Here is a 21,118-nt window from a genome sequence, read left to right on the forward strand (position 1 = left end):
AAAAGACTCCTTTAGGAGCCTTTTAATTCAGTATAATTGGCAAGCAATTTAAGCGTACTGCTTAGCGAGTTGTAACCAACTGGCTTTTTGTAACTCAAAGTTCTTTTTCAGTTGTTGATACTCTTGATACAATTTTGAATGCTCGTAAGATTCAACGAGCTCGTTCTTTTTAGCTTCCAACCATTGCTTTTGCGCCGCATAGGTTTCAGCCAACTTAGCAACCAATTGCTCATATTCATCATGCAACTTTTGCATTATCTCTTCTGCATTGGGCAAGTGCGCTGTTTTTTCTTTTGCCTTTAGCAATAAAGTTTCGGCTTTAGCTTTTTCTATTTTTTCTGCCGAGACTGACTTTAGATTTTTAGTGACACCGATCCAGCTTAAAGCCTTAATCCACCATTTTGACGGATCAAAATGCCACCAGCGAACACCATTTCGATAGTCGTATTGAAATTTATGATGATAATTATGATACCCCTCGCCGCCAGTTAACACGGCCAAGACTAAATTATCACGCGCCGAGTTTTCTTCGGTATAAGGACGACTGCCCCAAATATGAGCCAGAGAATTAATAAAAAATGTTAGATGGTGCGACCAAACCAAGCGTAATACACCCGCCACTAAAATCATTTCCCAGAAATCGCCAGTTACAAGCCCCAACAAAACAGGGATCGCAACATTAACGAAACCACTAAGTAACCAATAGTATTTGTGCTGGAACATCACAATCGGATCACGCTTAAGATCGGGACAACGATCGTACTGTTCATCGTAGCGCTTGTCTTCGTTTTCTCTTTTAAGCAGCCAGCCAATATGCGAGTGCCAAAAGCCACGACTGGCCGAATAAGGATCTTTATGATCGTGATCCACATGTTTGTGGTGAATTCGATGATCCGATGACCAGTGCAAAGCACTATTTTGCAAAGCCAAGCAACCGCCAAAAGCCATAATTACCCATAAAACCGGATGAGCTTCATAAGCTCGATGCGACCATAACCGGTGATAGCCCATCGAAATGGATGTGCTTGAGAAAAGCCAAAGCCCAATACCCCACGCCCAAGTTGACCAGTGGTAGCCATATTCAATTCCATACCAAGGCACTATAGTAATAGCAACTAAAAAGCTTAAGCCGAAAAAGATAAGGTTAGTCCAAATCCAGCCAGATTTGCCATTGGTTGCGGAAGTTGTTTGCTCTGACATAAGCCCTCTGAATAAAACGTTAAGCGTACAAATGTACGCTGGAATAGCCGATAGTATATCTGGCAATCCAACCATTTGCAATCCAGCGTACAGATGTACACTTAATTAATTGTTTTTTATACTAGTAAGGAATACACAGGAGAGATTATGGCCGGCACCCGCGCCCTACAAAAAGAAAAAACCCGCCAAGCAATCATCGAAGCAGCTCTAAATCAACTCACAGCTGAGCATGGTTTTAGTAACCTTAGTCTGCGCGAAGTAGCGCGTGAAGCGGGCATTGCCCCTATGTCCTTTTATCGTCATTTCAATGATATGGAAGAACTGGGACTAACTTTAGTCGATGAGTGCGGCGTTACTTTACGCCAACTGATGCGCAAAGCGCGCAAACGGATTGAAAGAAAAGGCAGTGTGATTAAAACTTCGGTAGAAACCTTTATGGAGTTTATCGAAAAAAACCCCAATGTATTCCGGTTGCTGCTTAGGGAGCGTTCAGGCACTTCCCCTGCTTTTCGCGATGCCGTGGCTCGCGAAATCAAACACTTTGAAGATGAGCTTACCGATTATTTAATTAGCGAAGGCGATTATGACAGCGACTACGCCTACGCACTTGCCGAAGGTTTAGTCACACTGGTTTTTAATGCAGGTGCTGAAGCATTGGATCTCAACCGTCGTAAACGTTCAGAGCTCAAGCAAAGACTAGTAACGCAATTACGGTTTCTAGCCGTTGGTGCAGCCAATGTTCACAAACGAGAAGCCCATGCCTAAGCCAACTAAAAATTCCGACAGGTTATTAGTTGCTTTAGCGCAAATTTCTCCCGTGTGGCTCAATAAAATAGCAACTATCGATAAAATTTGTAGCTTTATCGAGCAGGCTGGCAACCAAGGCTGCGACTTGGTTTGTTTCGGCGAAGCTTTGCTGCCAGGTTATCCTTTTTGGGTAGAAAATACTGGCGGGGCAAAGTTTAACAATGATTTGCAAAAATCACTCTATGCTCACTATTCCTCTCAAGCCATTAATATTGATAATGGTGATTTAGCACAAATCCAGAAAAGTTGTGAATCTAAACAAATCGCCTGCTATTTAGGTATTATCGAACGCGCTCACGATCGCTCGGGACATAGCCTTTACTGTACGCTTGTTTACCTTGATAAGGCCGGTTCAATACAATCGACTCATCGTAAATTGGTGCCAACTCATGAAGAGCGACTAGTTTGGTCTATTGGCGATGGTAATGGCCTTAGAACTCACAAGTTAGCAAGTTTTACTCTAGGCGGCTTGAATTGCTGGGAGAATTGGTTGCCACTTGCTCGAACGTCGCTATACGCGCAGGGTGAAGACTTACATATTGCGGTTTGGCCTGGCGGTGATCACAATACCTTTGACATTACGCCTTTTATCGCCAAAGAATCTCGCAGCTATGTGGTGTCGGTTTCAGGCTTGTTAACTAAAGAACAAATCCCTAAAGAGCTGCCCTTCTATCAACAAATTATTGACCATATGCCAAACTCGCTGGCCAATGGCGCTTCCTGTGTTGCCAAACCAAATGGAGACTGGCTACTAGAGCCGCAAGTCGGCAAAGAAGAGTTGTTTGTGATCGAGCTTGATCATCAAGAAGTAAGAAAAGAGCGCTCCTTGATTGATGTTAGCGGTCATTACTCACGACCTGACGTAACTAAATTAATCGTTAACAGGCAAAGGCAGAAAGTTGCCGATTTTGAGGATTAATCTTCCTCATCTTCTTGCGTTATTTTCTTAGGATACTTTTGCGCATACAGTTGCTTAGCATATTCTTTTAGCTGTCCATGACGCCATAACAACAAACACACTAGCACCACAAAACCGATAAAAATCAGCAAAGCTAAAATACCGCGCGCAAAAGCGAGAGACATAAAGGCTAAAGCAAAAATGCCGTAGGAAAATTGTCGAAAGTAAACCGCGGCTTTGGTATTAACCAGTCGCCAAATTTCTTTGTCTGCCAAAGTTTCCGGCGTTCTAATTCCGCTCAGTGCATTAGGCTTGAAGTCGGGGTTAGCCATTTTTCCTGACAGATAATAAAACACCAAACCCACGGCAAATAAGCCGACAAAGTAAAAAATCACGCAAAAAACTCCTTAACCTTTTCCGAAACAAATTTTACATCACCACTGGAAACGTCTAAGTGCATTACCCAGCGCATGCTTTCTGATGGAATAATAATGATATTGTGCTGTTTTAAGTAATTTGCAAGCTTGCCAGCGGTTTCCAGATCGGTTTTCACAAACACCATATTGGTTTGAACCAAATCTTTATTGATTGATAATTGTGGAATATCTTGAAGCCTTTCCGCTAAAACTTTGGCATTGGCATGGTCAATGGCTAAGCGTTTAACATGATGCTCTAAAGCATAAAGACCTGCCGCAGCTAAAACTCCCGATTGACGCATGCCACCACCGAGCATTTTGCGCCAACGACGCGCCCATTTGATAATTTCCTTATCAGCACATAGCACCGAACCTACTGGCGCACCTAAACCTTTGGATAAACAAATAGACACCGAATCAGCGTATTGGGCTAGATCTTTAAGCTCACAATTTAATTCAGTAATCGCGTTAAAAGCGCGCGCGCCGTCCAGATGCAAAGACAAACCTTTTGATTTAGCAAAATCATAAGCTTTTTGCATATAATCTAGTGAAATTACTTTGCCGTTATGGGTATTTTCTAGACACAAAAGTTTAGTCCGCGCAAAATGCTCATCATCAGCTTTAATTACCGACTCAACTTTGGCTAAATCCAAAGTGCCATCTTTTTCTACTGGCAAGGTTTGCGGAACTACGCTACCAAGCACTGGCGCCCCACCTGCCTCGTAGAGATAAGTATGGTAGCCCTGCCCGACGATGTATTCTTCGCCGCGCTGACAATGACTCATCAAAGCGACTAGATTCGACATAGTTCCCGACGGAACAAATAAAGCATCCGCTTTACCCGACATCTCCGCCAATTTAGCTTCAAGCTTCTTAACCGTTGGATCATCCTGAAACACATCATCGCCTACTGCCGCCGCAGCCATCACCTTACGCATACCTTCTGTGGGTTGCGTAACGGTATCACTTCTTAGATCTATCATCTGATGTGCAACATGGAGCTAAAAATTTTATTCTTACTATCGAGCATAACCTTCCTCCATCCGCTGTTATCATTCAAGCTTTGCCATCTTCTTTCATCTTTGATGTAATTCCAATCTTTATCATTTTTATAAAAAACTTGTAAGCCATCCGATTCCAAAATATTTAATATTTCATTGTCGTGATAATTGTATTCGTCAAAATCCGTAAGAGCTTTTTGTGCCATTTCTGAATAGTATTGATTTATCATCAATAACTTACTGTTTATACCCGCATCTAGTCTAGATACTTTTAACCCTAAACTCTTTGCTTCTTTTAGCGTAATTGGGTAACTGTGTGAAGGATACAAAGAGTTTAAGTGACTGCTAATCCTTTCACACTCCGACTCATCAGAAATATGATAAGAAAGAATCTCTTTGCATATTTTTATGGATAGAGAGCTAGACCGGTCTAGAGCTCCTATAACTAAAGGATGAATATACTTAAAAATATCAGTGTAAGGATTGTCATGATGCTCTCTACTACTTTTATTCCACAAAGCAACTAATCTAGCAAGCTCATCCTGACTAACTTTAACTTTACGGTTGTCAGTTGGATCCACCGGAGACATATCATGGCGTAAAGACGAATCAATTGCTGTTAAATGCGCTAAAGGTCCCATTCTCAACTCGTCAGCACCCAATGCTATCATCGTAGCGGCAGAAGCACTTTCTAAAGGTATGTATGCCACCACATTATCATTATATTCTCTTAATAAATTGACAACTCTCAATGCTGCTTCTACATCCCCACCATCAGATTTAATAAATAACCCTACTCTTTCCTGCCTACCTAAGTTTTTAAGAATCTCGTACATTGCAATAACATCATTATCACAAATTGCACCTCTATGCGATGTCCAGTAACATATTAACTTTCGATTAATGTGGGACTCAATATCTCTAATAAGAGCTTGGGTTTCATTAAATAAAACTGGCGGTTCTTTAGCTTTAATTGCCACTTGGTTTCTCCTTGAAATTTATTATTTTAACTAAAAAAGGTGCCTTGCGGCACCTTTTTTAAGTTAGTAGAAATCTATATATTTTTCAATAAATTATTAAAGATTTCGCTCGGTCTCATCGCCTTCGCCATCAACTCCAAGCTCGGCGAATAATAACCAGCAATATCCATCGCTTGGCCTTGTACTGAGTTTAACTCTTCTACGATTTTTGCTTCGTTTTTAGTTAAGGCTTCCGCTAACGGCGCAAACTGAGTCGCTAGGGCTTCATCATCCGTTTGCTTAGCTAGTTCTTGCGCCCAGTACATGGCTAAGTAGAAATGGCTACCACGATTATCAAGCTCATTCACTTTACGTGATGGTGATTTACCGTTTAATAATAAGCTTTCAGTCGCATTATCCAAAGCATCCGCTAACACTTGAGCTTTTTTGTTGTCGGTAGTTTGCGACATATGCTCAAGCGATACAGCCAAAGCCAAGAACTCACCTAAAGAATCCCAACGTAAGTGATTTTCTTCGTTGAACTGTTGCACGTGCTTCGGAGCGGAACCACCGGCGCCAGTTTCAAACAAGCCGCCACCATTCATTAGCGGCACGATTGATAACATTTTTGCTGAAGTACCCAACTCTAAAATTGGGAAGAGATCCGTGAGGTAATCACGCAATACGTTACCGGTTGCCGAAATGGTATCTTTGCCATCTTTGATCCGCGCCAAAGTAAAGTGGGTTGCATCAATTGGCGACATAATATGAATTTCTAAGCCGTCAGTGTTGTGATCTGGCAAATACTTTTCTACTTTCTTGATAAGCTGCGCATCATGAGCTCGATTTTTATCCAGCCAGAATACTACTGGAGTATTGGATAAACGCGAACGGTTAACCGCTAGTTTTACCCAATCTTGAATTGACGCGTCTTTAACTTGGCAAGCACGCCAAATGTCGCCCGCTTCAACATCATGCGACATTAAGACATTACCATCAGCATCAACCACACGAACCGTTCCATCTGCTGGAATTTCAAAGGTCTTATCGTGCGAGCCATATTCTTCTGCTTTTTGCGCCATCAGGCCGACGTTTGGCACAGTGCCCATAGTGGTTGGATCGAAGGCTCCATATTCTTTGCAGAAATCGATTGTCGCTGTGTAAACGCCAGAATAGCTGCTATCTGGGATCACCGCTTTAGTATCTTTTGGATTACCGTCAGGGCCCCACATTTGGCCCGAATTACGGATCATCGCCGGCATAGAAGCATCGATAATAATATCCGAAGGAACGTGCAAACCGGTAATACCTTTATCAGAATTCACCATAGCTAAATCAGGATTAGCATCATAAATCGCTTGAATATCTGCTTCGATTTGTGACTTTTTATCCGCTGGCAAATCTTGAATACGATTCACGAGATTACCCAAACCGTTATTAACATTAATTCCCATTTGTACAAAAGTATCGCCATGTTTAGCGAACAAATCTTTAAAGAAAGCTTTAACGCCATGACCAAAAATAATCGGATCGGAAACCTTCATCATGGTCGCTTTCATGTGCAAAGAAAATAAAACGTCTTGGTTTTTAGCGTCAACAATTTCTTGCTCTAAAAAGCTCACCAACGCTTTCTTGGACATAAAGGTCGAATCCATCACTTCGCCAGCTAGCAGAGGCACAGACTCTTTGAAGATTGATACCGAACCATCTTTAGGCAAAAATTCAATTTTAGCGTCAGTGGCAGCATCAACCGTTACCGACTTTTCGTTAGAGCAAAAATCACCTGCGGTCATGCTGGCAACGTGAGATTTAGAATCTTTTGACCAAGCGCCCATCTTATGCGGATTGTTCTTAGCGTAGTTTTTTACCGCTTTTGGCGCGCGACGATCGGAATTACCCTCACGCAAGACTGGATTTACTGCTGAGCCTTTAATTTTGTCGTAGCGCGCTTTAATATCCTTTTCTTCATCAGAAGATGGCGAATCAGGGTAATCCGGCAAAGCAAAGCCGTCTTCTTGCAGTTCCTTGATGGTCGCTTTGAGTTGTGGAATTGAAGCACTGATATTAGGAAGTTTGATAATGTTAGCTTCTGGCTTTTTCACCAAAGCGCCAAGCTCCGCTAAAGCGTCAACAATTTGCTGTTCTTGTTGTAAGTAATCAGGAAAAGCTGCCAACACTCGACCGGCCAAAGAAATATCGCTGGTTTCCACTTCGATGCCTGCGGCGGCAGTAAAAGCTTTAACGATTGGCAAGAAAGATTGAGTGGCTAAGGCTGGAGCTTCATCAGTGATGGTATAGATAATTTTAGACATACTGCTTCCTGTTTTTTCAAGTGCCAATGGCTATTGGCAGTCGGTTGAAGGGTTTGATGGCGCGATATTATACGCGAAAAATATCCGCTCTGCACCGCGCTGATCGCCCAATAACCTGTAAAATTGTGAAAATCCCGTTACAATGAATTGAATATCCCTGCATTTGTATAAATCTTGAGCAAAAAGCCCACTTCTATTAAAAATACCGCCCAACTGGTTCTGTTTAACAAGCCATTTAATACCCTATGCCAATTTACAGGCGAGACGGGAGACACGACTCTGGCCGACTTTATTCCGCTGAGCAAAGTCTATCCCGCCGGCCGGCTCGATAAAGACTCTGAAGGCTTGCTACTGCTTACTGATAATGGCCAGTTGCAGCACCAGATCGCCAATCCGCGCAATAAGATGGAAAAAACCTACTGGGTTCAGGTTGAAGGTCAACCACTCAACAGTGATTTAGAAGACTTGCGTCATGGCGTCGAAATCCAAGATTATGTGACTAAAGCGGCCAAAGTTAAGCTTATCGACGAACCGACTATTTGGCCACGAAACCCACCCATTCGGCAGCGGAAAAACATTCCCACCAGCTGGCTAGAGATCAAAATCCGTGAGGGCAAAAACCGCCAAGTCAGGCGCATGACCGCGGCTATTGGCTTTCCTACCTTGCGCCTGATTCGAGCGCAAATTGGCGACTGGCAGCTTGGTGAGCTGGCTGTTGGAGAATATAGAGTGATGACCATTGATGTGCCTAGTTCAAAAGCTCCCAATAACCGCCAAGTTAGAAGTCGCAGACGCCTACCGAGCAAGGTTCGCAGAGGACAAAAACAGCGTGCCAAAGAATAAAGCCATATAAACCAGCAAAAGGTTTAGCCTGCCCGACAAATACGTTAAAATAGCCGGCTTGATGGTTTAGAAGTCACTCTATGCTACCTGTTCATGTTACCGTTGCAGCCGTAATCGAAGGCACTGGCGATAATAAAGGCCGATTTTTGATGGTGGAAGAAACTGCCTCCAACGGCGCTATCGTCTTCAATCAACCAGCCGGACATCTCGAAGAGAATGAATCGCTGCAGCAGGCTATAGTGCGCGAGGTGTTTGAAGAGACGGGGCTGAAATTTAAGCCGACTGCTTTAGTGGGAACTTATTTGCTTAACCCTGCGACTAACAACCGCTACTATTTGCGCTTTTGTTTTACTGGTTATATAGCTGGTAATCATACTACCGCGCCCCAAGACGACGATATTATTGCCGCCCATTGGATGAGCAAAGAGGATATTTTAGCTATTTTGCCGCAACATCGTAGCGGCCTGATCCTTGACTGCTTAAAAGACTATTTATCAGGTCAGCGCTTTCCACTGGAGTTGCTACCATACAGTAACAATGAAGAAGCTTTACAACAAAGTGGCATCAAATTTTTAACTGATTACAAGCTATGAAAGCAACAGACAAATCTCAATTGAAAGTTATTGTTGGCATGTCGGGCGGAGTCGATTCCTCAGTTTCTGCTTACCTGCTACAACAGCAAGGCTACCAAGTGGAAGGCCTATTCATGAAAAATTGGGAAGAAGATGACGACACCGAATATTGCACTGCCGCAGAGGATTTAGCCGACGCACAAGCGGTTTGTGACAAATTGGGGATCAAGTTAAGAACCATCAATTTTGCCGCCGAATATTGGGATAATGTGTTCGAATACTTTTTGCAAGAATATCGAGCTGGTAGAACACCTAATCCCGACATAATGTGTAATAAAGAAATCAAGTTTAAAGCATTTTTAGATTATGCTCAGTTACTTGGTGCTGATTATATTGCTACTGGCCATTACGTTCGCCGTGGCCAAGCTGATGATGCCAACGGCAACAAAGCCACCCTACTTCGCGGTTTAGATCCGAACAAGGATCAATCCTATTTTCTGTATGCGGTAAACCATGAAAAGATAGCAAAAACCCTATTCCCCGTTGGTGAATTGGAGAAAAGCGAAGTGCGAAACATTGCAGAAGAGCAAGGTTTAATAACCGCCAAGAAAAAAGATTCGACGGGGATCTGCTTTATTGGCGAGCGCAAGTTTACCGACTTTTTACAACAATATTTGCCTGCTCAGCCTGGTGATATTGAAACGCCTGAAGGTAAAGTCATCGGTAAACACAATGGCTTGATGTATCATACTTTAGGTCAACGCAAAGGTTTAGGCATTGGCGGCATGAGCGATGCCAGTGAAGATCCTTGGTTTAGTGTGGATAAAGATTTAGAGCGCAATGTTTTGATCGTGGCACAAGGTCATCAACACCCACTGCTTATGAGCAAATCGCTAACTGCCATTAATATGGATTGGGTTGCTGGCTCAGCTCCGGCCGATGAGTTTTATTGTACTGCTAAAAATCGCTATCGCCAGCAAGATGTTGAGTGTAAAGTTAGCAAGTTAGAAGATAATAAGTTTTTGGTCGATTTTTTCGAACCAGAAAGAGCCGTCACTCCGGGGCAGTCGGTGGTCTTTTATCAAGGAGATATTTGCCTAGGCGGCGGTATTATTGACCAAATTGGCAGGATTTAATTGATTACAATCAAAAATTAATACGTTATGAGTAACAACTTTTCTGAAATCACTTTAGCACTAGCAGGCATTTGCCAAGCAATTGACTGTGTTCAGTCCATAGCGCGAAATGGTAGTGCTGATAAAGATGATATGAATACCCTATTCAAAGCAACCTTAAAGCTTGACGCAAAATCTACCGAAGGTATTTTTGATGGTCACAAAAATTTGCATACTGGGTTTAAGATCTTGAAAGAGCAACTATCGGGCTCTAAAACTGATGCGGACTTTGGTCGTTATTTGGTTAATGTGATCAGTTTAGAAAAGCAGTTTACTGCTAACGCTAAAATGCTCGATTTGATGGGTTCGAGAATTCAGCAAACCGTGCGGATGAGCCAATATCAAGATCAAGTAGAAGTCTCTAGTGCAATTATTCAACAGCTGGCAGAAACCTATAAAGACACTATCTCTCGCCTTTCGACTAAAATTCAAGTCACTGGCAACAGCAAACATCTTGAGCTGTCGAACAACCAAGAGACCATTCGCGCACTGCTACTAGGCGCAATTCGTTGTGCGGTGTTATGGCGTCAAGTTGGCGGCAAAAAACGTCATTTTATTTTTCAAAAAAATGCGATTGTTAATACAGCCAAAGCTTTCTTAGCTTAAATAGTTAGACATTTCGCTCCTCAGTTTGGCTAAAAGTTGAGCTCTTGAGCCTCACATAGAAACTTCATCAGCGGAAGCGTTTTTTTATACCGTTTCGCCGTGATGCTGACAATATCTTTGCTATAAAGCTCTTTCCGACTGAGCTTGGTTACCAGCATAAAGTCTTTGCGCTTCAAATCCTCTAGGTTGGGCGATTCTTTATTAAAGCCACGCGGGGGATTTTTTAGGCTTTCGCCTACAAAATCAAACTTACTATTTAAGGCTTTATTACTTTTAATTTTCTTCCAAGCCGACGGTGCCTGCTCAATCAGCTCACGAATATTGCGCAACGCTTTAGATTCAGGATGCCAAATTCCAGCTCCTAAAAAGCAATCGTGTGGGCTTATATGAAAATAAAAGCCTGGGGCATGAACATTTTTACCTAACTCATGGCGAAACTGAATACCGAGATTGGTTTTGTAAGGAGTTTTATCTTTAGAAAACCGGGTGTCACGATAAGGCCGCATCATAGAACCACCAACCTTCTTGGGGATCGCAACAAAATGCGGCGTTAACTTTTTAAGTTCTGGTCGAAAGAGTTCGATAAAATCTAATGCAGGTTCACGAACAAATTGCTCGTATTCATCTTTATGGTGGTTAAACCAATCTCGATTATTATTCTGAGCGAGCGCTTGTAAAAATTTTATAGTTTTAATAGAAAACATTATTGCAGCCACCTATAACTCGCAACTTGTCTCCGAAACTTTCCATACTATAGGCTCCCAGTGTTCTTCTGGTCGTTTTTTATGACGATGGCTTTTTTCAAATTTCGCTGCAAGGCTATAAATTTTGTTAGGTTCTATCAGCAATTCTATAGACTTTGACGGGCTATTGTAGTTTTTTCGCTGCAAACTAGTCAGTCCCTTAAAAACAAATAGTTCATGAATTTCAATAATATGCTTTCCAGGCTTGAGCTTGTATATTTCTTTATATCGATTGGTTATTACCTTATCGTTGATTTTAGTAAAGTAAGATTTGTATAAATCCTTTGTGCTTGGAGGAGTGAAAAAAACCGACACTTTGCCACAAGCATTATCATCATACTGCATCGACTCTACACTAGAATCAAGTTGCTCATAATTCTCAGTATTAGCAAAGAACTCAAGTCTCCAAATAGGGGTGTCACTCAATTTTATAGTTTCTTTTAAAGTAAGATAGGTACCATCCCGCACAATTTCAGCAATCAATAAACCGTCTTTTTTTAGCCAATTCTCACTTGCTAAATCTAATGCTTGTTCATTAAAGCTTAATGCGCGAATCGTATCTCCTGCCTTAATTCCAAGCCGCTCAGCAGGGCTTGATGGGCTCACTAAAATAACTTCTCTATTCTTGCTAACTAGTAACCCCAAGGTTTTCTCTGTTGCCGAAGTTTGCTCTATATTAAAATGCACTGACTTATCACCTGCCCCCGCCTCTTTTTCATATTCCAAAATTTTCGCAATGGTATGATTAACAGAATACTTTAACTCCTTAACTAACTGCTTTGATTTTTCACTACGGAAGCCCTCGTCTTCCGATAAAGCCAGAAAGCTAATAAAGCTTAAAAATAATGCTAGCAAGTATTTCATGAATTACTCCTAAATACGGTATAGCTGATTATCGTTTAGATAAATAGTTTTTAATAAAGCTAACTTTTTGACTCTTAAAAGCCACAAGTTAAGTCGCTTATCTTGTGAGCCGTTGGATTGATAATTTACAAACAGCTCCTGATCCAAATCTATTATTTGACTTTTAATCTTTTTAGCTTCAACCCAAACCAACGGGTTTTCAACTTGCTGTTCAACTTGGGCGATCTCAAGTTCCAATTGCTGAGATTGCATTACCACTTGCTTAAGAGGATCGAGCGGTGGTTCTTTTGAAAACTGGAGCGTCACCGCAAAAGAGACCATAATCAAAGCTGCCACTGACGGCCAAAACCATGATTTATGACTTTCCACTTCGGCTCTAGATTGCTGTTGAAGCATTGTCAAAATCGCTTTATCAGCTTTGTCAGATGGCTGTTTCGGCTCAATTTTTGATAAATGCTCTTCTAACTGCTGCCTGATTAACTGTTCATGTTGATTAGAGTTCATAAATATTTCCTATCGCGGCGCTGAGCCACTACCGCCAAATGATTCTTTTTTGGTAAGTAAATTTAGTTTTTGCAATGAACGAGAATAGATTTGTTTAGAGTTACTTTCACTAATATCCAATTCTTCTGCTATCTCACGGTGACTATACCCCTCAAGTACAAACATCAATACCACTAAGCGCTCTCTTTCACTTAAGATCTTTAAATAATTTTCTATATCAAAAGTGGTTTCATTAAGAATATGCACTATTTCTGAATAGTGTATTTCAGGCAACTCTTCTTCAAAGGGCATTTCAAATTTACGCTTACCAATAAAATCAATCGCTTCGCGATAAGTGATGGTTTTTAACCAACCGTTAAAAGCAGCAGGATTTTTTACGTCTGAAACCTTATTGATAACTTTCTCAATCACCAGTTGTAGTATGTCCTCAGCGGCAGCCTTATTGTTAGTTATATGATAGGCCAAACTATAAATTGGTGACTTAAATTCTTGATAAATTGTGGTTAGCGCAAATTGATCACCATCTTGGGCTTTCGCTATTACGGATTTCGGTAATCTTTTAGAAAAAGACAAGGACGCTTATCCTTTTGATATTCTTTATAAGTCGACGTTGATAAAAGCCACTAGGTGACAATTTATTGCTCGTTGTTTGCAGTGTGGTCAGCTTCAGCAAAGTAGACGACCCAATAGTCGATATGCGGACTATGCCACTTATAATAATGACCAACTGCAAATTCGGTTTGTTTTAAATAATACTCATGCTCACCCAACAGGTGAATTTTGTGGTTGTAAGACATCTGAAAGCGTAGCCAGACTTCATCTGCGGACGATTCGCCACCTAAGATCGCTTCGACACTATTATCTCGGGCTTGGTCCATCTCCGTTAGTGGGAAACCGGCCTTTAACAACCTTTGATTCGGGCTACCTCCAACAAAGTGGCTTACTTTACCGGCATCAGCAAGAGCTTTAGCTTGATTAGTAGCGAGCTGCGCCAATAGAGGGTTACAATTAACCAGATTACGCTGCTGCTCATCGTCTTGCAGAATAAGCTTGGCAAGCTTTCGAGCTTTGTCGCTTAAGCCGCAACGACTATAATCAGTGGGAAGTTGTAAGGTTTTTGCAGATTCAATTACCGTCGGATCTGGTTCCGATTCTAAAGCCGGCGCTTGTGGCAATTTAGAACCCGACCAAGCAGTAGAGCTAAAAACAACGAGCGCTAAAAGACTATTCAGTGATCTTCTTATCAAGGTTTTTAATATAGAGATCTTGCTTGGCATAAGGGATCTCAATTCCTCGGTTATTAAACTCTTTATAGATACTTAAAATTAGTTCATGCAACACTTGACCACGAATCTCTGGTCTATCAATCCACACATAAAGCTGAAAATCGACACTTGAGGCACCAAAAAGCTTAGCTCTAACACGCGGCACCGGGAACTTAGATACCTTATTATTATTATCAGCAACCTCTTTTAACACTTCTACCGCCACATCCAAATCAGTGTCATAAGAAACCCCTACTGGAATACGCAGTCGTGTTTTTTCAGAGGGGCCGCCACTTTCATTCACAATCTTGGCATTGCCCATTACTGAGTTGGGAATAGTAATTTCCACATCATCACGCGTCATGAGACGAGTCGATCGGATCCCAACATGAGTTACCTGACCACGCTCGCCAGTGTCTAACACAATATAGTCTCCAATTTTGTAGGGCGAATCAGCAACAATAAAAAAGCCCGCAAAAAGGTTTGCCAGAGTATCTTTGGCGGCAAAACCAATGGCGATACCAACCACACCCGCGGAGGCTAACCAAGCTGTTGGATCTTTACCCCACAGTAAAATCAAAAAGTAAGAAAAGGCGCCTATTAGCAATAATTGGCTGGCAATATTAAGGATCGGCAAAGTCCGCTTTTCGATAAAACTAAAAGACTTTTCACTACTTTCAAAGGCTTCTAGTAGAAGTTTCGATCCTTTTAAAGCAGTAATCATCAAAGATAAAAATAGCAAACTCATGATAATCCGCTTTAACAACTTTGAAGTATCCGTTTCAAATTGAAAAGCATCAACCGCAAACATCATGAATATAAAAAAGACGATACTAAAAATACTTTTTGAAACAATAGCGATTAATTTATCATCGAAACTATTTTTGGTTCTTTTGGATAACGAGGTGGCGACTGTGGAAAAAACCCACTGTAAGGATTTGGCGAAAACATAGCCCGCCGCCAAAACCACAATCACCAATACCCACGGATATTGTTGCAATTGTTCCCAATAAGGATGCACAAATTCGGGCAGCCAAGACTGACTGTCTAAAAAGGTTTCCTCGACTTGCTTCAAGGTTTCGGTATCTTCAACTGGTGGCTTCTTTTCAGGTTCTTGTGCCATTATTTTCTCACGTCTTTTTCTTGTAGAATAAAAAACGCTTAGAGTTATTCTAAGCTTTTTTACTCAAAAATGAAGTTAAATCATTAACATTTAAGGCATATCGAACTCTTGGCCTTCTTTTTCAATCTCTGGCGGCATCAAGTCTTCTTTCTTCACACCCAAAGCAAGCGCCACGATACTGGCCACATAAATCGATGAGTAGGTACCAATAAAAACACCAACGATTAACGCAGCTGAGAAAGCATGAATGGTTTCTCCACCAAACACAAATAAGGCAAACAGCACCAGCAAGGTGGTTAAGGAGGTCATTAAAGTTCGTGCTAAGGTTTGGTTGAGCGAGGTATTGATGATCTCTTTCGCTGTTCCTTTGCGCAGTTTCAAAAAGTTTTCACGAATTCGATCAAACACTACAATGGTGTCATTCAAAGAGTAACCTATTACCGCCAGCAAGGCTGCCAATACGGTTAAATCAAATTCCATTTGAGTGATCGAGAAAAACCCTAACGTTAGCATAACGTCGTGAGCTAAGGCTGCAACCGAGCCGAGTGAGAACTTCCATTCAAAGCGCAGTGCAACATAAATCATGATACAGATTAATGCCACTAGCATCGCTAAAGCGCCCTGCTCTTTAAGCTCTTCACCAACTACCGGACCAACATAACCTTTATATTTTTCAATCACGCTCGAATCATTCGCTTGAAGCAGTTTTATCACTTCAGAGCCGACTTTATCGCCCGGTATAAACTCTTGATCGGGAATACGAATTTTTACGTCCTGCGAAGTACCAAAGTTTTGCACCACCGCGCCTTTAAAATTGGCATCGTCTAATTGCTTACGGATATCAATCAAATCGGCGCTTTGCCCATACTGAACTTCAACCGAGGTTCCGCCGGTAAAGTCTAAGCCAAAATTTAATCCTTTGGTTACTAAAGAACCTATTGAAGCCAAGATCAACAAGGCCGAGAATATCACCGCAATTTTGCGGTATTTCAAAAAATCGATATTGGTTTTACTAATTAATTGCATCTTCAAGACTCCCTATATCGATAGTTTTTTAGGTTGTTTGCCGCCATAGATAAGATTAACAATGCCACGACTAACGAAGATAGCTGTAAACATCGAAGTCATAATACCAACGAACAAAGTAATGGCGAAACCTTTTACTGGACCAGTGCCAATAGCGTATAAAATAATCGCTGCAATCATGGTGGTGATGTTAGCATCAGCAATAGTTGATAGTGCTTGCGCGTAACCTTTATCAATTGCTTGTGCGGGTTTAGTCTTAGCCCTAAGTTCTTCACGAATACGCTCAAAAATTAAAACATTGGCATCTACCGCCATACCAACGGTTAAGACGATACCAGCAATACCTGGTAGGGTTAGTGTCGCTCCCAAAATTGACATGATCGCCATGATTAAGACTAGATTTAAGGTCAAAGCGACGTTTGCCACTAAACCAAATAACTTGTAATACACCAGCATAAACACTAAGACTAGAGCGAAACCTATTAGTACCGACTTAAAGCCTTTTTCAATATTTTCCGCACCCAGCGTCGGACCTACGGTTCTTTCTTCGATAAAGAAAGTCGGCGCGACTAACGCACCTGAGCGCAAGTTAAGCGCTAAGTCTTTGGTCTCCGCTTGGGTAAAGCGTCCAGTAATATAGAAGTCTGTACTAAATTGACCATTAATGTTCGGTGCACTGATGACCCTTTCTTTTTGGTTCGAACCGACTAACTTACGCTCGCCATCGATAATCGCAAATTCAGGCTCAGACTCCACCAAAATCATGGCTAAACGACGGCCGACATTTTTAACGGTTGTTTCAAGCATTTTAGCGCCGCCAACTGAATCCAGTTTGACATTAACGATCGGCTGTTGGGTTTCTTGATGTAGTCCTGGGAAAGCATCGATAAGGTGCTCGCCTGTCACTTTAACCTCATCATAAATCACGATAGGCAAACCATCTTCATCGACAAATTCAGTGCTACCTACCGGGACTCTATCGCCAGCTGTAAAGCCCGCCATCGCATCTTCATTGACCAATCGGAACTCTAAAGAAGCTGTAGCACCTAACACTTGCTTAGCTAAAGCTGAATCTTGAACGCCGGGTAACTGAACCACGATTCTATCGCTACCTTGGCGCTGAATTTGTGGCTCGGCAACCCCTAGAGAGTTCACCCGCTCGCTTAAAATCAAGCGGTTTTGATCTACTGCTGCATCGCTAATTTCTTTTAACTTGGCGTCGGTAAAAGTCGCTCGAATAATATCCAAACCGTTTTGAGTAACTCGCTCAAGTAACACACGGTCCTGATAACCGTTATACAAAGCACTATAAGCTCGCTCGATATCCTTATTCTTAACTTGCAAAATAAGACCATTGTCAATCATCTCGATACGGCCACGTACCCGTGGCTCTAAGTCAAGCAAGGTACGCTTAAAATCACTGGAAATTTGTTCTTTTTGCTTTTCAATGGCTTTATCCATATCCACTTGCATCAAGAAATAGATACCGCCACGTAAGTCCAAACCCAACTTCATTGGCTTGCCGCCAAGGTTGCTCAACCAATCTGGCGTTGCTGGTGCTAGATTTTGCGCCACTACATAATTAGCATTTTTTGGATCAGGATTCAAAATAGCATTCGCTACTTCTTGCGCCTTAAGTTGGCTTTCACCATCGTTAAAGCGAGCAATGACCTTTTGCTCATTGTCTTGCTCTATCGCAATCCAATCCAAACCCTTTGCTTTCCAAGCATCTTCAACCTCAACAAGTTGTTGCTCAGAAATTTTGCTATCGCGTAAACCGGTTAATTGCACCGCGGGATCTTCGCCAAAAATATTCGGCAAAGCGTAAAGACTGGCAATGGCAATAACTGCCACGATCAGAAAATACTTCCACATAGGGTAAGTATTGATCGGCCTTTGCACCTGATTGGGTTGATCAAAAAACATATATTATCCGTTTGTTTTTGGTTATTAGTGTCATGCGAGCAATAAGCAATCTCTTAGCCATCTTTGGTATTTAGCAAAATCTCTTATTAAGAGCCAAAGCGAGATTGCTTTGTCACTAACTCCTCGCCATGAACCAGACTACTCTTCAATGGACTTAATAGTCCCTTTTGGAAGGGTCTGCGCGATCGAAGCTTTTTGGAACTTAATCTCCACGCCTTCGCTAATGGTCAATACGATAAACTGATCTTGTACCTTAGCGATACGACCCACGATGCCACCTGTAGTCATAACTTCATCACCTTTTTCAAGACCAGAAGTCATTTCTTTATGCTGTTTCATCTTCTTTTGTTGCGGGCGGATCATCATGAAATACATGATTAACAACAAAGGAACGAACATAATAAAAAATTGCATTAAACCGCCACCTTGAGCGCCTGCTTGAGCTAACAACATTGATATAACCTCTTATAAACTTAAGTATTATTTCTTAATCTAAATATTTTGCTTAGCGAAAAGCTCGAGAGCCAGACGAAGTTTAACCAAAATAAGCGGATTTTAGGCCGCTAATCGAGCTTTTTTAATTAAGCTTCAACACCGCTATCGGGCTTTGCAGCATACAAAGCAGGGACTTCTTTACCCTGCTTAGCATAAAATTCTTCTACAAAGTGCGACAATGTACCCTTTTCAATTGCCCCGCGCAATCCTGCCATCAAATTTTGGTAAAAGTGCAAATTATGGATACTGTTTAGCTTTGAGCCCAAGATTTCATTGCACTTATCCAGATGGTGCAAATAGGCTCGGCTATAGTTTTGGCAAGTGTAGCAATCACACTCCCGATCCACTGGGCCAGTATCAGTCTTATTGCGACTATTTCTCAGTTTTACAACCCCTGTGGAACTAAAAAGATGACCATTGCGGGCATTGCGGGTCGGCATCACGCAATCAAACATATCCACCCCACGTCTAACCGCTTCCACAATATCCTCTGGCTTACCAACGCCCATCAAATAACGCGGTTTATATTGCGGCATTTCAGGGGTTAAATGATCCAACACCTTTAGCATTTCGTCTTTTGGCTCACCTACCGACAAGCCACCAATGGCGAAACCGTCAAAATCAATATCAACCAAGGCTTGCAAAGATTCTGCACGCAGATGAGGATACATACCGCCTTGGACTATGCCAAATAGCGCCGTTGGCTGCATATTACGCTGCTCAAAACCAGCATAATGAGCTTCTTTAGAACGTTTTGCCCAGCGCAGCGATAACTCCATTGATTCGCGAGCCTCGGCTTCACTGGCAGGATAAGGCGTACATTCATCAAAAATCATCACGATATCCGAACCCAGCTTACGCTGTACTTCCATCGCCTCTTCAGGACCTAAAAAGACTTTAGAGCCGTTAACTGGCGAGCGAAATTCCACGCCTTTTTCGGTAATTTTGCGCATTTTGCCTAAACTAAAGACCTGAAAACCGCCAGAATCGGTCAGAATCGGTTTATCCCAATGCATAAAATCGTGTAGATCCCCGTGCTGCTCAATAATATCAGTACCTGGACGCAGCATTAAATGAAAAGTGTTGCCCAAGATAATTTCAGCGCCTAGCGCTTTAATGTCTTCTGGGGTTAGGGATTTTACCGTGCCATAAGTGCCGACCGGCATAAAGGCCGGCGTCTCAATGGTGCCACGGGCAAATTTTAATTGACCACGACGCGCCATACCATCGGTTGTTTTTAAATCAAATTCCATCAATATAACCTCTAGCTCTTAGGCGAGCCTATTTTTTGCAAATGATAGGCGGGGTTAGTAATAAACATCGAATCGCCATAGCTAAAAAAGCGGTATTGTTCACTAACCGCTTCATTATAGGCATTTAAAATCGTGTCTTTGCTGGCAAAAGCACTAACCAACATCATCAAGGTGGATTCAGGTAGGTGGAAATTGGTAATTAGCGCGTCCACTGACCGAAATTGATAACCCGGATAGATAAAAATATCGGTTTCACCGGTTGTTGGACTAATCTCACCTGATTTTGATGCTGATTCTAGGCAACGCACTGAAGTAGTGCCAACGGCAATCACTCGGCCGCCCTTGGCTCTGACAGTATTCACCTTGTCACAAACTTCTTGGCTAACTTCAAACCACTCAGAGTGCATTTTATGCTCAGTAATATCATCTACCCGGACTGGCGAGAAAGTCCCCGCGCCCACATGCAAAGTCACAAAAGCCGTATCAACACCTTTAGTTTGAATTTGTTCAAGCAGCTGATGATCAAAATGCAGTCCCGCAGTTGGCGCTGCTACCGCACCATCTATTTGGCTGTAAACAGTTTGGTAACGCTCCTTATCTTGTAGCTCATCGTCGCGATCAATATAGGGCGGTAATGGCATATGCCCTACCTCGTTCATCACACTTTGCCAGTCGCTAGTTTGCAACTCCAGCTCAAAAAGTGCCCCACTTCGTCCATTAATCAATAAGTTAGCGCCATTATCTAAGATAATTTCTGCACCAGCTTTTGGCGTTCGATTGGCCCTAACGTGCGCTAAAGCTTGCCTATCCGAATCAATACGCTCGATTAAGATCTCAATTTTACCGCCAGTGGGCTTTTGCCCAAATAGCCGTGCAGGGATCACCCGAGTATTGTTAAACACCAATAAATCATTAGGCCCTAACAACTCGATTAGCTGGTGAAAGTGGTTATGTTGGATATTGCCATCAGTGCCGTCAAGACACAACAAGCGGCTATCAGTGCGCTGCTCAGTGGGATAGCGAGCAATCAACTCATCAGGTAACTCGAAGTGAAAATCCGACAGCGAAAGTGATGGCTTTAGCGGTTTTTGATTGACTAGAGAATTGTTAGTAGACATTAAGTGCACTCT

The 21,118-nt window shown here is 42.1% G+C and carries 22 protein-coding genes; 6 read left to right on the forward strand and 16 right to left on the reverse strand.

Translation table 11 applies throughout. From position 1 onward, the window contains the following. Positions 1 to 48: 48 nt before the first annotated feature. Positions 49 to 1,200, reverse strand: a complete 1,152-nt coding sequence (locus NFS34_RS10345; protein WP_251359965.1) for a fatty acid desaturase — start codon at positions 1,198 to 1,200, stop codon at positions 49 to 51. A 147-nt stretch (positions 1,201 to 1,347) separates the two neighbouring features. On the opposite strand from NFS34_RS10345, the gene fabR reads away from it, so the two are divergent. Continuing rightward, positions 1,348 to 1,965, forward strand: a complete 618-nt coding sequence (gene fabR / locus NFS34_RS10350) for an HTH-type transcriptional repressor FabR (RefSeq protein ID WP_251359966.1) — start codon at positions 1,348 to 1,350, stop codon at positions 1,963 to 1,965. Then, positions 1,958 to 2,926 carry a carbon-nitrogen hydrolase family protein gene (locus tag NFS34_RS10355; protein WP_251359967.1) on the forward strand — a complete coding sequence of 323 codons (969 nt, stop codon included), beginning with the start codon at positions 1,958 to 1,960 and terminating at the stop codon, positions 2,924 to 2,926. The genes fabR and NFS34_RS10355 overlap by 8 nt, the downstream gene beginning before the upstream one ends. On the opposite strand, the gene NFS34_RS10360 is transcribed toward NFS34_RS10355, so the two are convergent. The 4 genes from NFS34_RS10360 to NFS34_RS10375 form a co-directional block, all read right to left on the reverse strand. Further along, positions 2,923 to 3,300 carry an SdpI family protein gene (locus tag NFS34_RS10360; protein WP_251359968.1) on the reverse strand — a complete coding sequence of 126 codons (378 nt, stop codon included), beginning with the start codon at positions 3,298 to 3,300 and terminating at the stop codon, positions 2,923 to 2,925. The genes NFS34_RS10355 and NFS34_RS10360 overlap by 4 nt on opposite strands. Next, complete coding sequence (gene ltaE / locus NFS34_RS10365) at positions 3,297 to 4,304, reverse strand: low-specificity L-threonine aldolase (protein WP_251359969.1); 1,008 nt, start codon at positions 4,302 to 4,304, stop codon at positions 3,297 to 3,299. Before ltaE ends, NFS34_RS10360 begins: the two co-directional genes overlap by 4 nt. Continuing rightward, positions 4,301 to 5,302, reverse strand: a complete 1,002-nt coding sequence (locus tag NFS34_RS10370) for an ATP-dependent Clp protease proteolytic subunit (RefSeq protein ID WP_251359970.1) — start codon at positions 5,300 to 5,302, stop codon at positions 4,301 to 4,303. Before NFS34_RS10370 ends, ltaE begins: the two co-directional genes overlap by 4 nt. 74 nt (positions 5,303 to 5,376) lie before the next feature. Further along, positions 5,377 to 7,593, reverse strand: a complete 2,217-nt coding sequence (locus NFS34_RS10375; RefSeq protein WP_251359971.1) for an NADP-dependent isocitrate dehydrogenase — start codon at positions 7,591 to 7,593, stop codon at positions 5,377 to 5,379. A gap of 174 nt (positions 7,594 to 7,767) precedes the next feature. Here NFS34_RS10375 and NFS34_RS10380 point away from each other — a divergent pair, with 174 nt between their 5' ends. The 4 genes from NFS34_RS10380 (at position 7,768) to hflD (ending at position 10,789) form a co-directional block, all read left to right on the forward strand. Next, positions 7,768 to 8,436 (forward strand): pseudouridine synthase, encoded by a 669-nt coding sequence (locus tag NFS34_RS10380; protein ID WP_251359972.1) that lies wholly within the window; start codon positions 7,768 to 7,770, stop codon positions 8,434 to 8,436. Between the two features lie 80 nt (positions 8,437 to 8,516). Next, positions 8,517 to 9,029, forward strand: coding sequence for an NUDIX hydrolase (locus tag NFS34_RS10385; protein ID WP_251359973.1), 513 nt, complete (start codon positions 8,517 to 8,519; stop codon positions 9,027 to 9,029). Then, the gene (gene mnmA / locus NFS34_RS10390) at positions 9,026 to 10,144 is read left to right on the forward strand and encodes a tRNA 2-thiouridine(34) synthase MnmA (protein WP_251359974.1); all 1,119 of its coding nucleotides are present in this window, start codon (positions 9,026 to 9,028) and stop codon (positions 10,142 to 10,144) included. Before NFS34_RS10385 ends, mnmA begins: the two co-directional genes overlap by 4 nt. Positions 10,145 to 10,171: 27 nt before the next feature. Beyond that, positions 10,172 to 10,789: a high frequency lysogenization protein HflD gene (gene hflD, locus NFS34_RS10395; RefSeq protein ID WP_251359975.1), complete on the forward strand. Its 618-nt coding sequence runs from the start codon at positions 10,172 to 10,174 to the stop codon at positions 10,787 to 10,789. 29 nt (positions 10,790 to 10,818) lie between these two features. Here the strand turns inward: hflD and NFS34_RS10400 are convergent, their stop codons facing one another. The 11 genes from NFS34_RS10400 to queA all read right to left on the reverse strand — a co-directional run bounded on the left by NFS34_RS10400 (position 10,819) and on the right by queA (position 21,106). Then, entirely contained in the window at positions 10,819 to 11,493 is a 675-nt protein-coding gene (locus tag NFS34_RS10400; RefSeq protein ID WP_251359976.1) for a DUF2461 domain-containing protein, read from the reverse strand. Positions 11,494 to 11,505: 12 nt separating this feature from the next. Continuing rightward, entirely contained in the window at positions 11,506 to 12,396 is an 891-nt protein-coding gene (locus NFS34_RS10405; protein ID WP_251359977.1) for a hypothetical protein, read from the reverse strand. Between the two features lie 9 nt (positions 12,397 to 12,405). Beyond that, positions 12,406 to 12,900 carry a hypothetical protein gene (locus NFS34_RS10410; protein ID WP_251359978.1) on the reverse strand — a complete coding sequence of 165 codons (495 nt, stop codon included), beginning with the start codon at positions 12,898 to 12,900 and terminating at the stop codon, positions 12,406 to 12,408. Positions 12,901 to 12,909: 9 nt separating this feature from the next. Further along, positions 12,910 to 13,473: an RNA polymerase sigma factor gene (locus NFS34_RS10415; protein ID WP_251359979.1), complete on the reverse strand. Its 564-nt coding sequence runs from the start codon at positions 13,471 to 13,473 to the stop codon at positions 12,910 to 12,912. 62 nt (positions 13,474 to 13,535) lie between these two features. Then, entirely contained in the window at positions 13,536 to 14,075 is a 540-nt protein-coding gene (locus NFS34_RS10420) for a CAP domain-containing protein (protein ID WP_251359980.1), read from the reverse strand. Positions 14,076 to 14,124: 49 nt separating this feature from the next. Continuing rightward, positions 14,125 to 15,288: a mechanosensitive ion channel family protein gene (locus tag NFS34_RS10425; RefSeq protein ID WP_251359981.1), complete on the reverse strand. Its 1,164-nt coding sequence runs from the start codon at positions 15,286 to 15,288 to the stop codon at positions 14,125 to 14,127. Between the two features lie 90 nt (positions 15,289 to 15,378). Then, positions 15,379 to 16,314 carry a protein translocase subunit SecF gene (gene secF, locus NFS34_RS10430; protein ID WP_251359982.1) on the reverse strand — a complete coding sequence of 312 codons (936 nt, stop codon included), beginning with the start codon at positions 16,312 to 16,314 and terminating at the stop codon, positions 15,379 to 15,381. A 12-nt stretch (positions 16,315 to 16,326) separates the two neighbouring features. Then, a complete protein-coding gene (gene secD / locus NFS34_RS10435; RefSeq protein WP_251359983.1) occupies positions 16,327 to 18,240 on the reverse strand; it encodes a protein translocase subunit SecD in 1,914 nt (637 codons plus the stop codon). Positions 18,241 to 18,378: 138 nt separating this feature from the next. After that, on the reverse strand, positions 18,379 to 18,693 hold the full coding sequence (gene yajC, locus NFS34_RS10440; RefSeq protein WP_251359984.1) for a preprotein translocase subunit YajC: 315 nt from the start codon (positions 18,691 to 18,693) through the stop codon (positions 18,379 to 18,381). A gap of 128 nt (positions 18,694 to 18,821) precedes the next feature. Further along, positions 18,822 to 19,988 carry a tRNA guanosine(34) transglycosylase Tgt gene (tgt, locus tag NFS34_RS10445; RefSeq protein WP_251359985.1) on the reverse strand — a complete coding sequence of 389 codons (1,167 nt, stop codon included), beginning with the start codon at positions 19,986 to 19,988 and terminating at the stop codon, positions 18,822 to 18,824. 11 nt (positions 19,989 to 19,999) lie between these two features. Beyond that, positions 20,000 to 21,106, reverse strand: coding sequence for a tRNA preQ1(34) S-adenosylmethionine ribosyltransferase-isomerase QueA (queA, locus tag NFS34_RS10450; RefSeq protein WP_251359986.1), 1,107 nt, complete (start codon positions 21,104 to 21,106; stop codon positions 20,000 to 20,002). Between the last annotated feature and the right edge of the window lie 12 nt (positions 21,107 to 21,118).

Origin of the sequence: Kangiella sp. TOML190 (genome assembly GCF_023706045.1) — a bacterium.
Taxonomy (GTDB): domain Bacteria; phylum Pseudomonadota; class Gammaproteobacteria; order Enterobacterales; family Kangiellaceae; genus Kangiella.

Coding starts and splice junctions, on each gene's coding strand:
- secD (WP_251359983.1), bottom strand. CDS start 18,240: ATGTTTTTTGATCAACCCAATCAGGTGCAAAGGCCGATCAATACTTAC.
- NFS34_RS10345 (WP_251359965.1), bottom strand. CDS start 1,200: ATGTCAGAGCAAACAACTTCCGCAACCAATGGCAAATCTGGCTGGATT.
- secF (WP_251359982.1), bottom strand. CDS start 16,314: ATGCAATTAATTAGTAAAACCAATATCGATTTTTTGAAATACCGCAAA.
- NFS34_RS10425 (WP_251359981.1), bottom strand. CDS start 15,288: ATGGCACAAGAACCTGAAAAGAAGCCACCAGTTGAAGATACCGAAACC.
- NFS34_RS10400 (WP_251359976.1), bottom strand. CDS start 11,493: ATGTTTTCTATTAAAACTATAAAATTTTTACAAGCGCTCGCTCAGAAT.
- ltaE (WP_251359969.1), bottom strand. CDS start 4,304: ATGATAGATCTAAGAAGTGATACCGTTACGCAACCCACAGAAGGTATG.
- yajC (WP_251359984.1), bottom strand. CDS start 18,693: ATGTTGTTAGCTCAAGCAGGCGCTCAAGGTGGCGGTTTAATGCAATTT.
- mnmA (WP_251359974.1), top strand. CDS start 9,026: ATGAAAGCAACAGACAAATCTCAATTGAAAGTTATTGTTGGCATGTCG.
- NFS34_RS10385 (WP_251359973.1), top strand. CDS start 8,517: ATGCTACCTGTTCATGTTACCGTTGCAGCCGTAATCGAAGGCACTGGC.
- NFS34_RS10405 (WP_251359977.1), bottom strand. CDS start 12,396: ATGAAATACTTGCTAGCATTATTTTTAAGCTTTATTAGCTTTCTGGCT.
- NFS34_RS10410 (WP_251359978.1), bottom strand. CDS start 12,900: ATGAACTCTAATCAACATGAACAGTTAATCAGGCAGCAGTTAGAAGAG.
- queA (WP_251359986.1), bottom strand. CDS start 21,106: ATGTCTACTAACAATTCTCTAGTCAATCAAAAACCGCTAAAGCCATCA.
- tgt (WP_251359985.1), bottom strand. CDS start 19,988: ATGGAATTTGATTTAAAAACAACCGATGGTATGGCGCGTCGTGGTCAA.
- NFS34_RS10375 (WP_251359971.1), bottom strand. CDS start 7,593: ATGTCTAAAATTATCTATACCATCACTGATGAAGCTCCAGCCTTAGCC.
- fabR (WP_251359966.1), top strand. CDS start 1,348: ATGGCCGGCACCCGCGCCCTACAAAAAGAAAAAACCCGCCAAGCAATC.
- hflD (WP_251359975.1), top strand. CDS start 10,172: ATGAGTAACAACTTTTCTGAAATCACTTTAGCACTAGCAGGCATTTGC.
- NFS34_RS10355 (WP_251359967.1), top strand. CDS start 1,958: ATGCCTAAGCCAACTAAAAATTCCGACAGGTTATTAGTTGCTTTAGCG.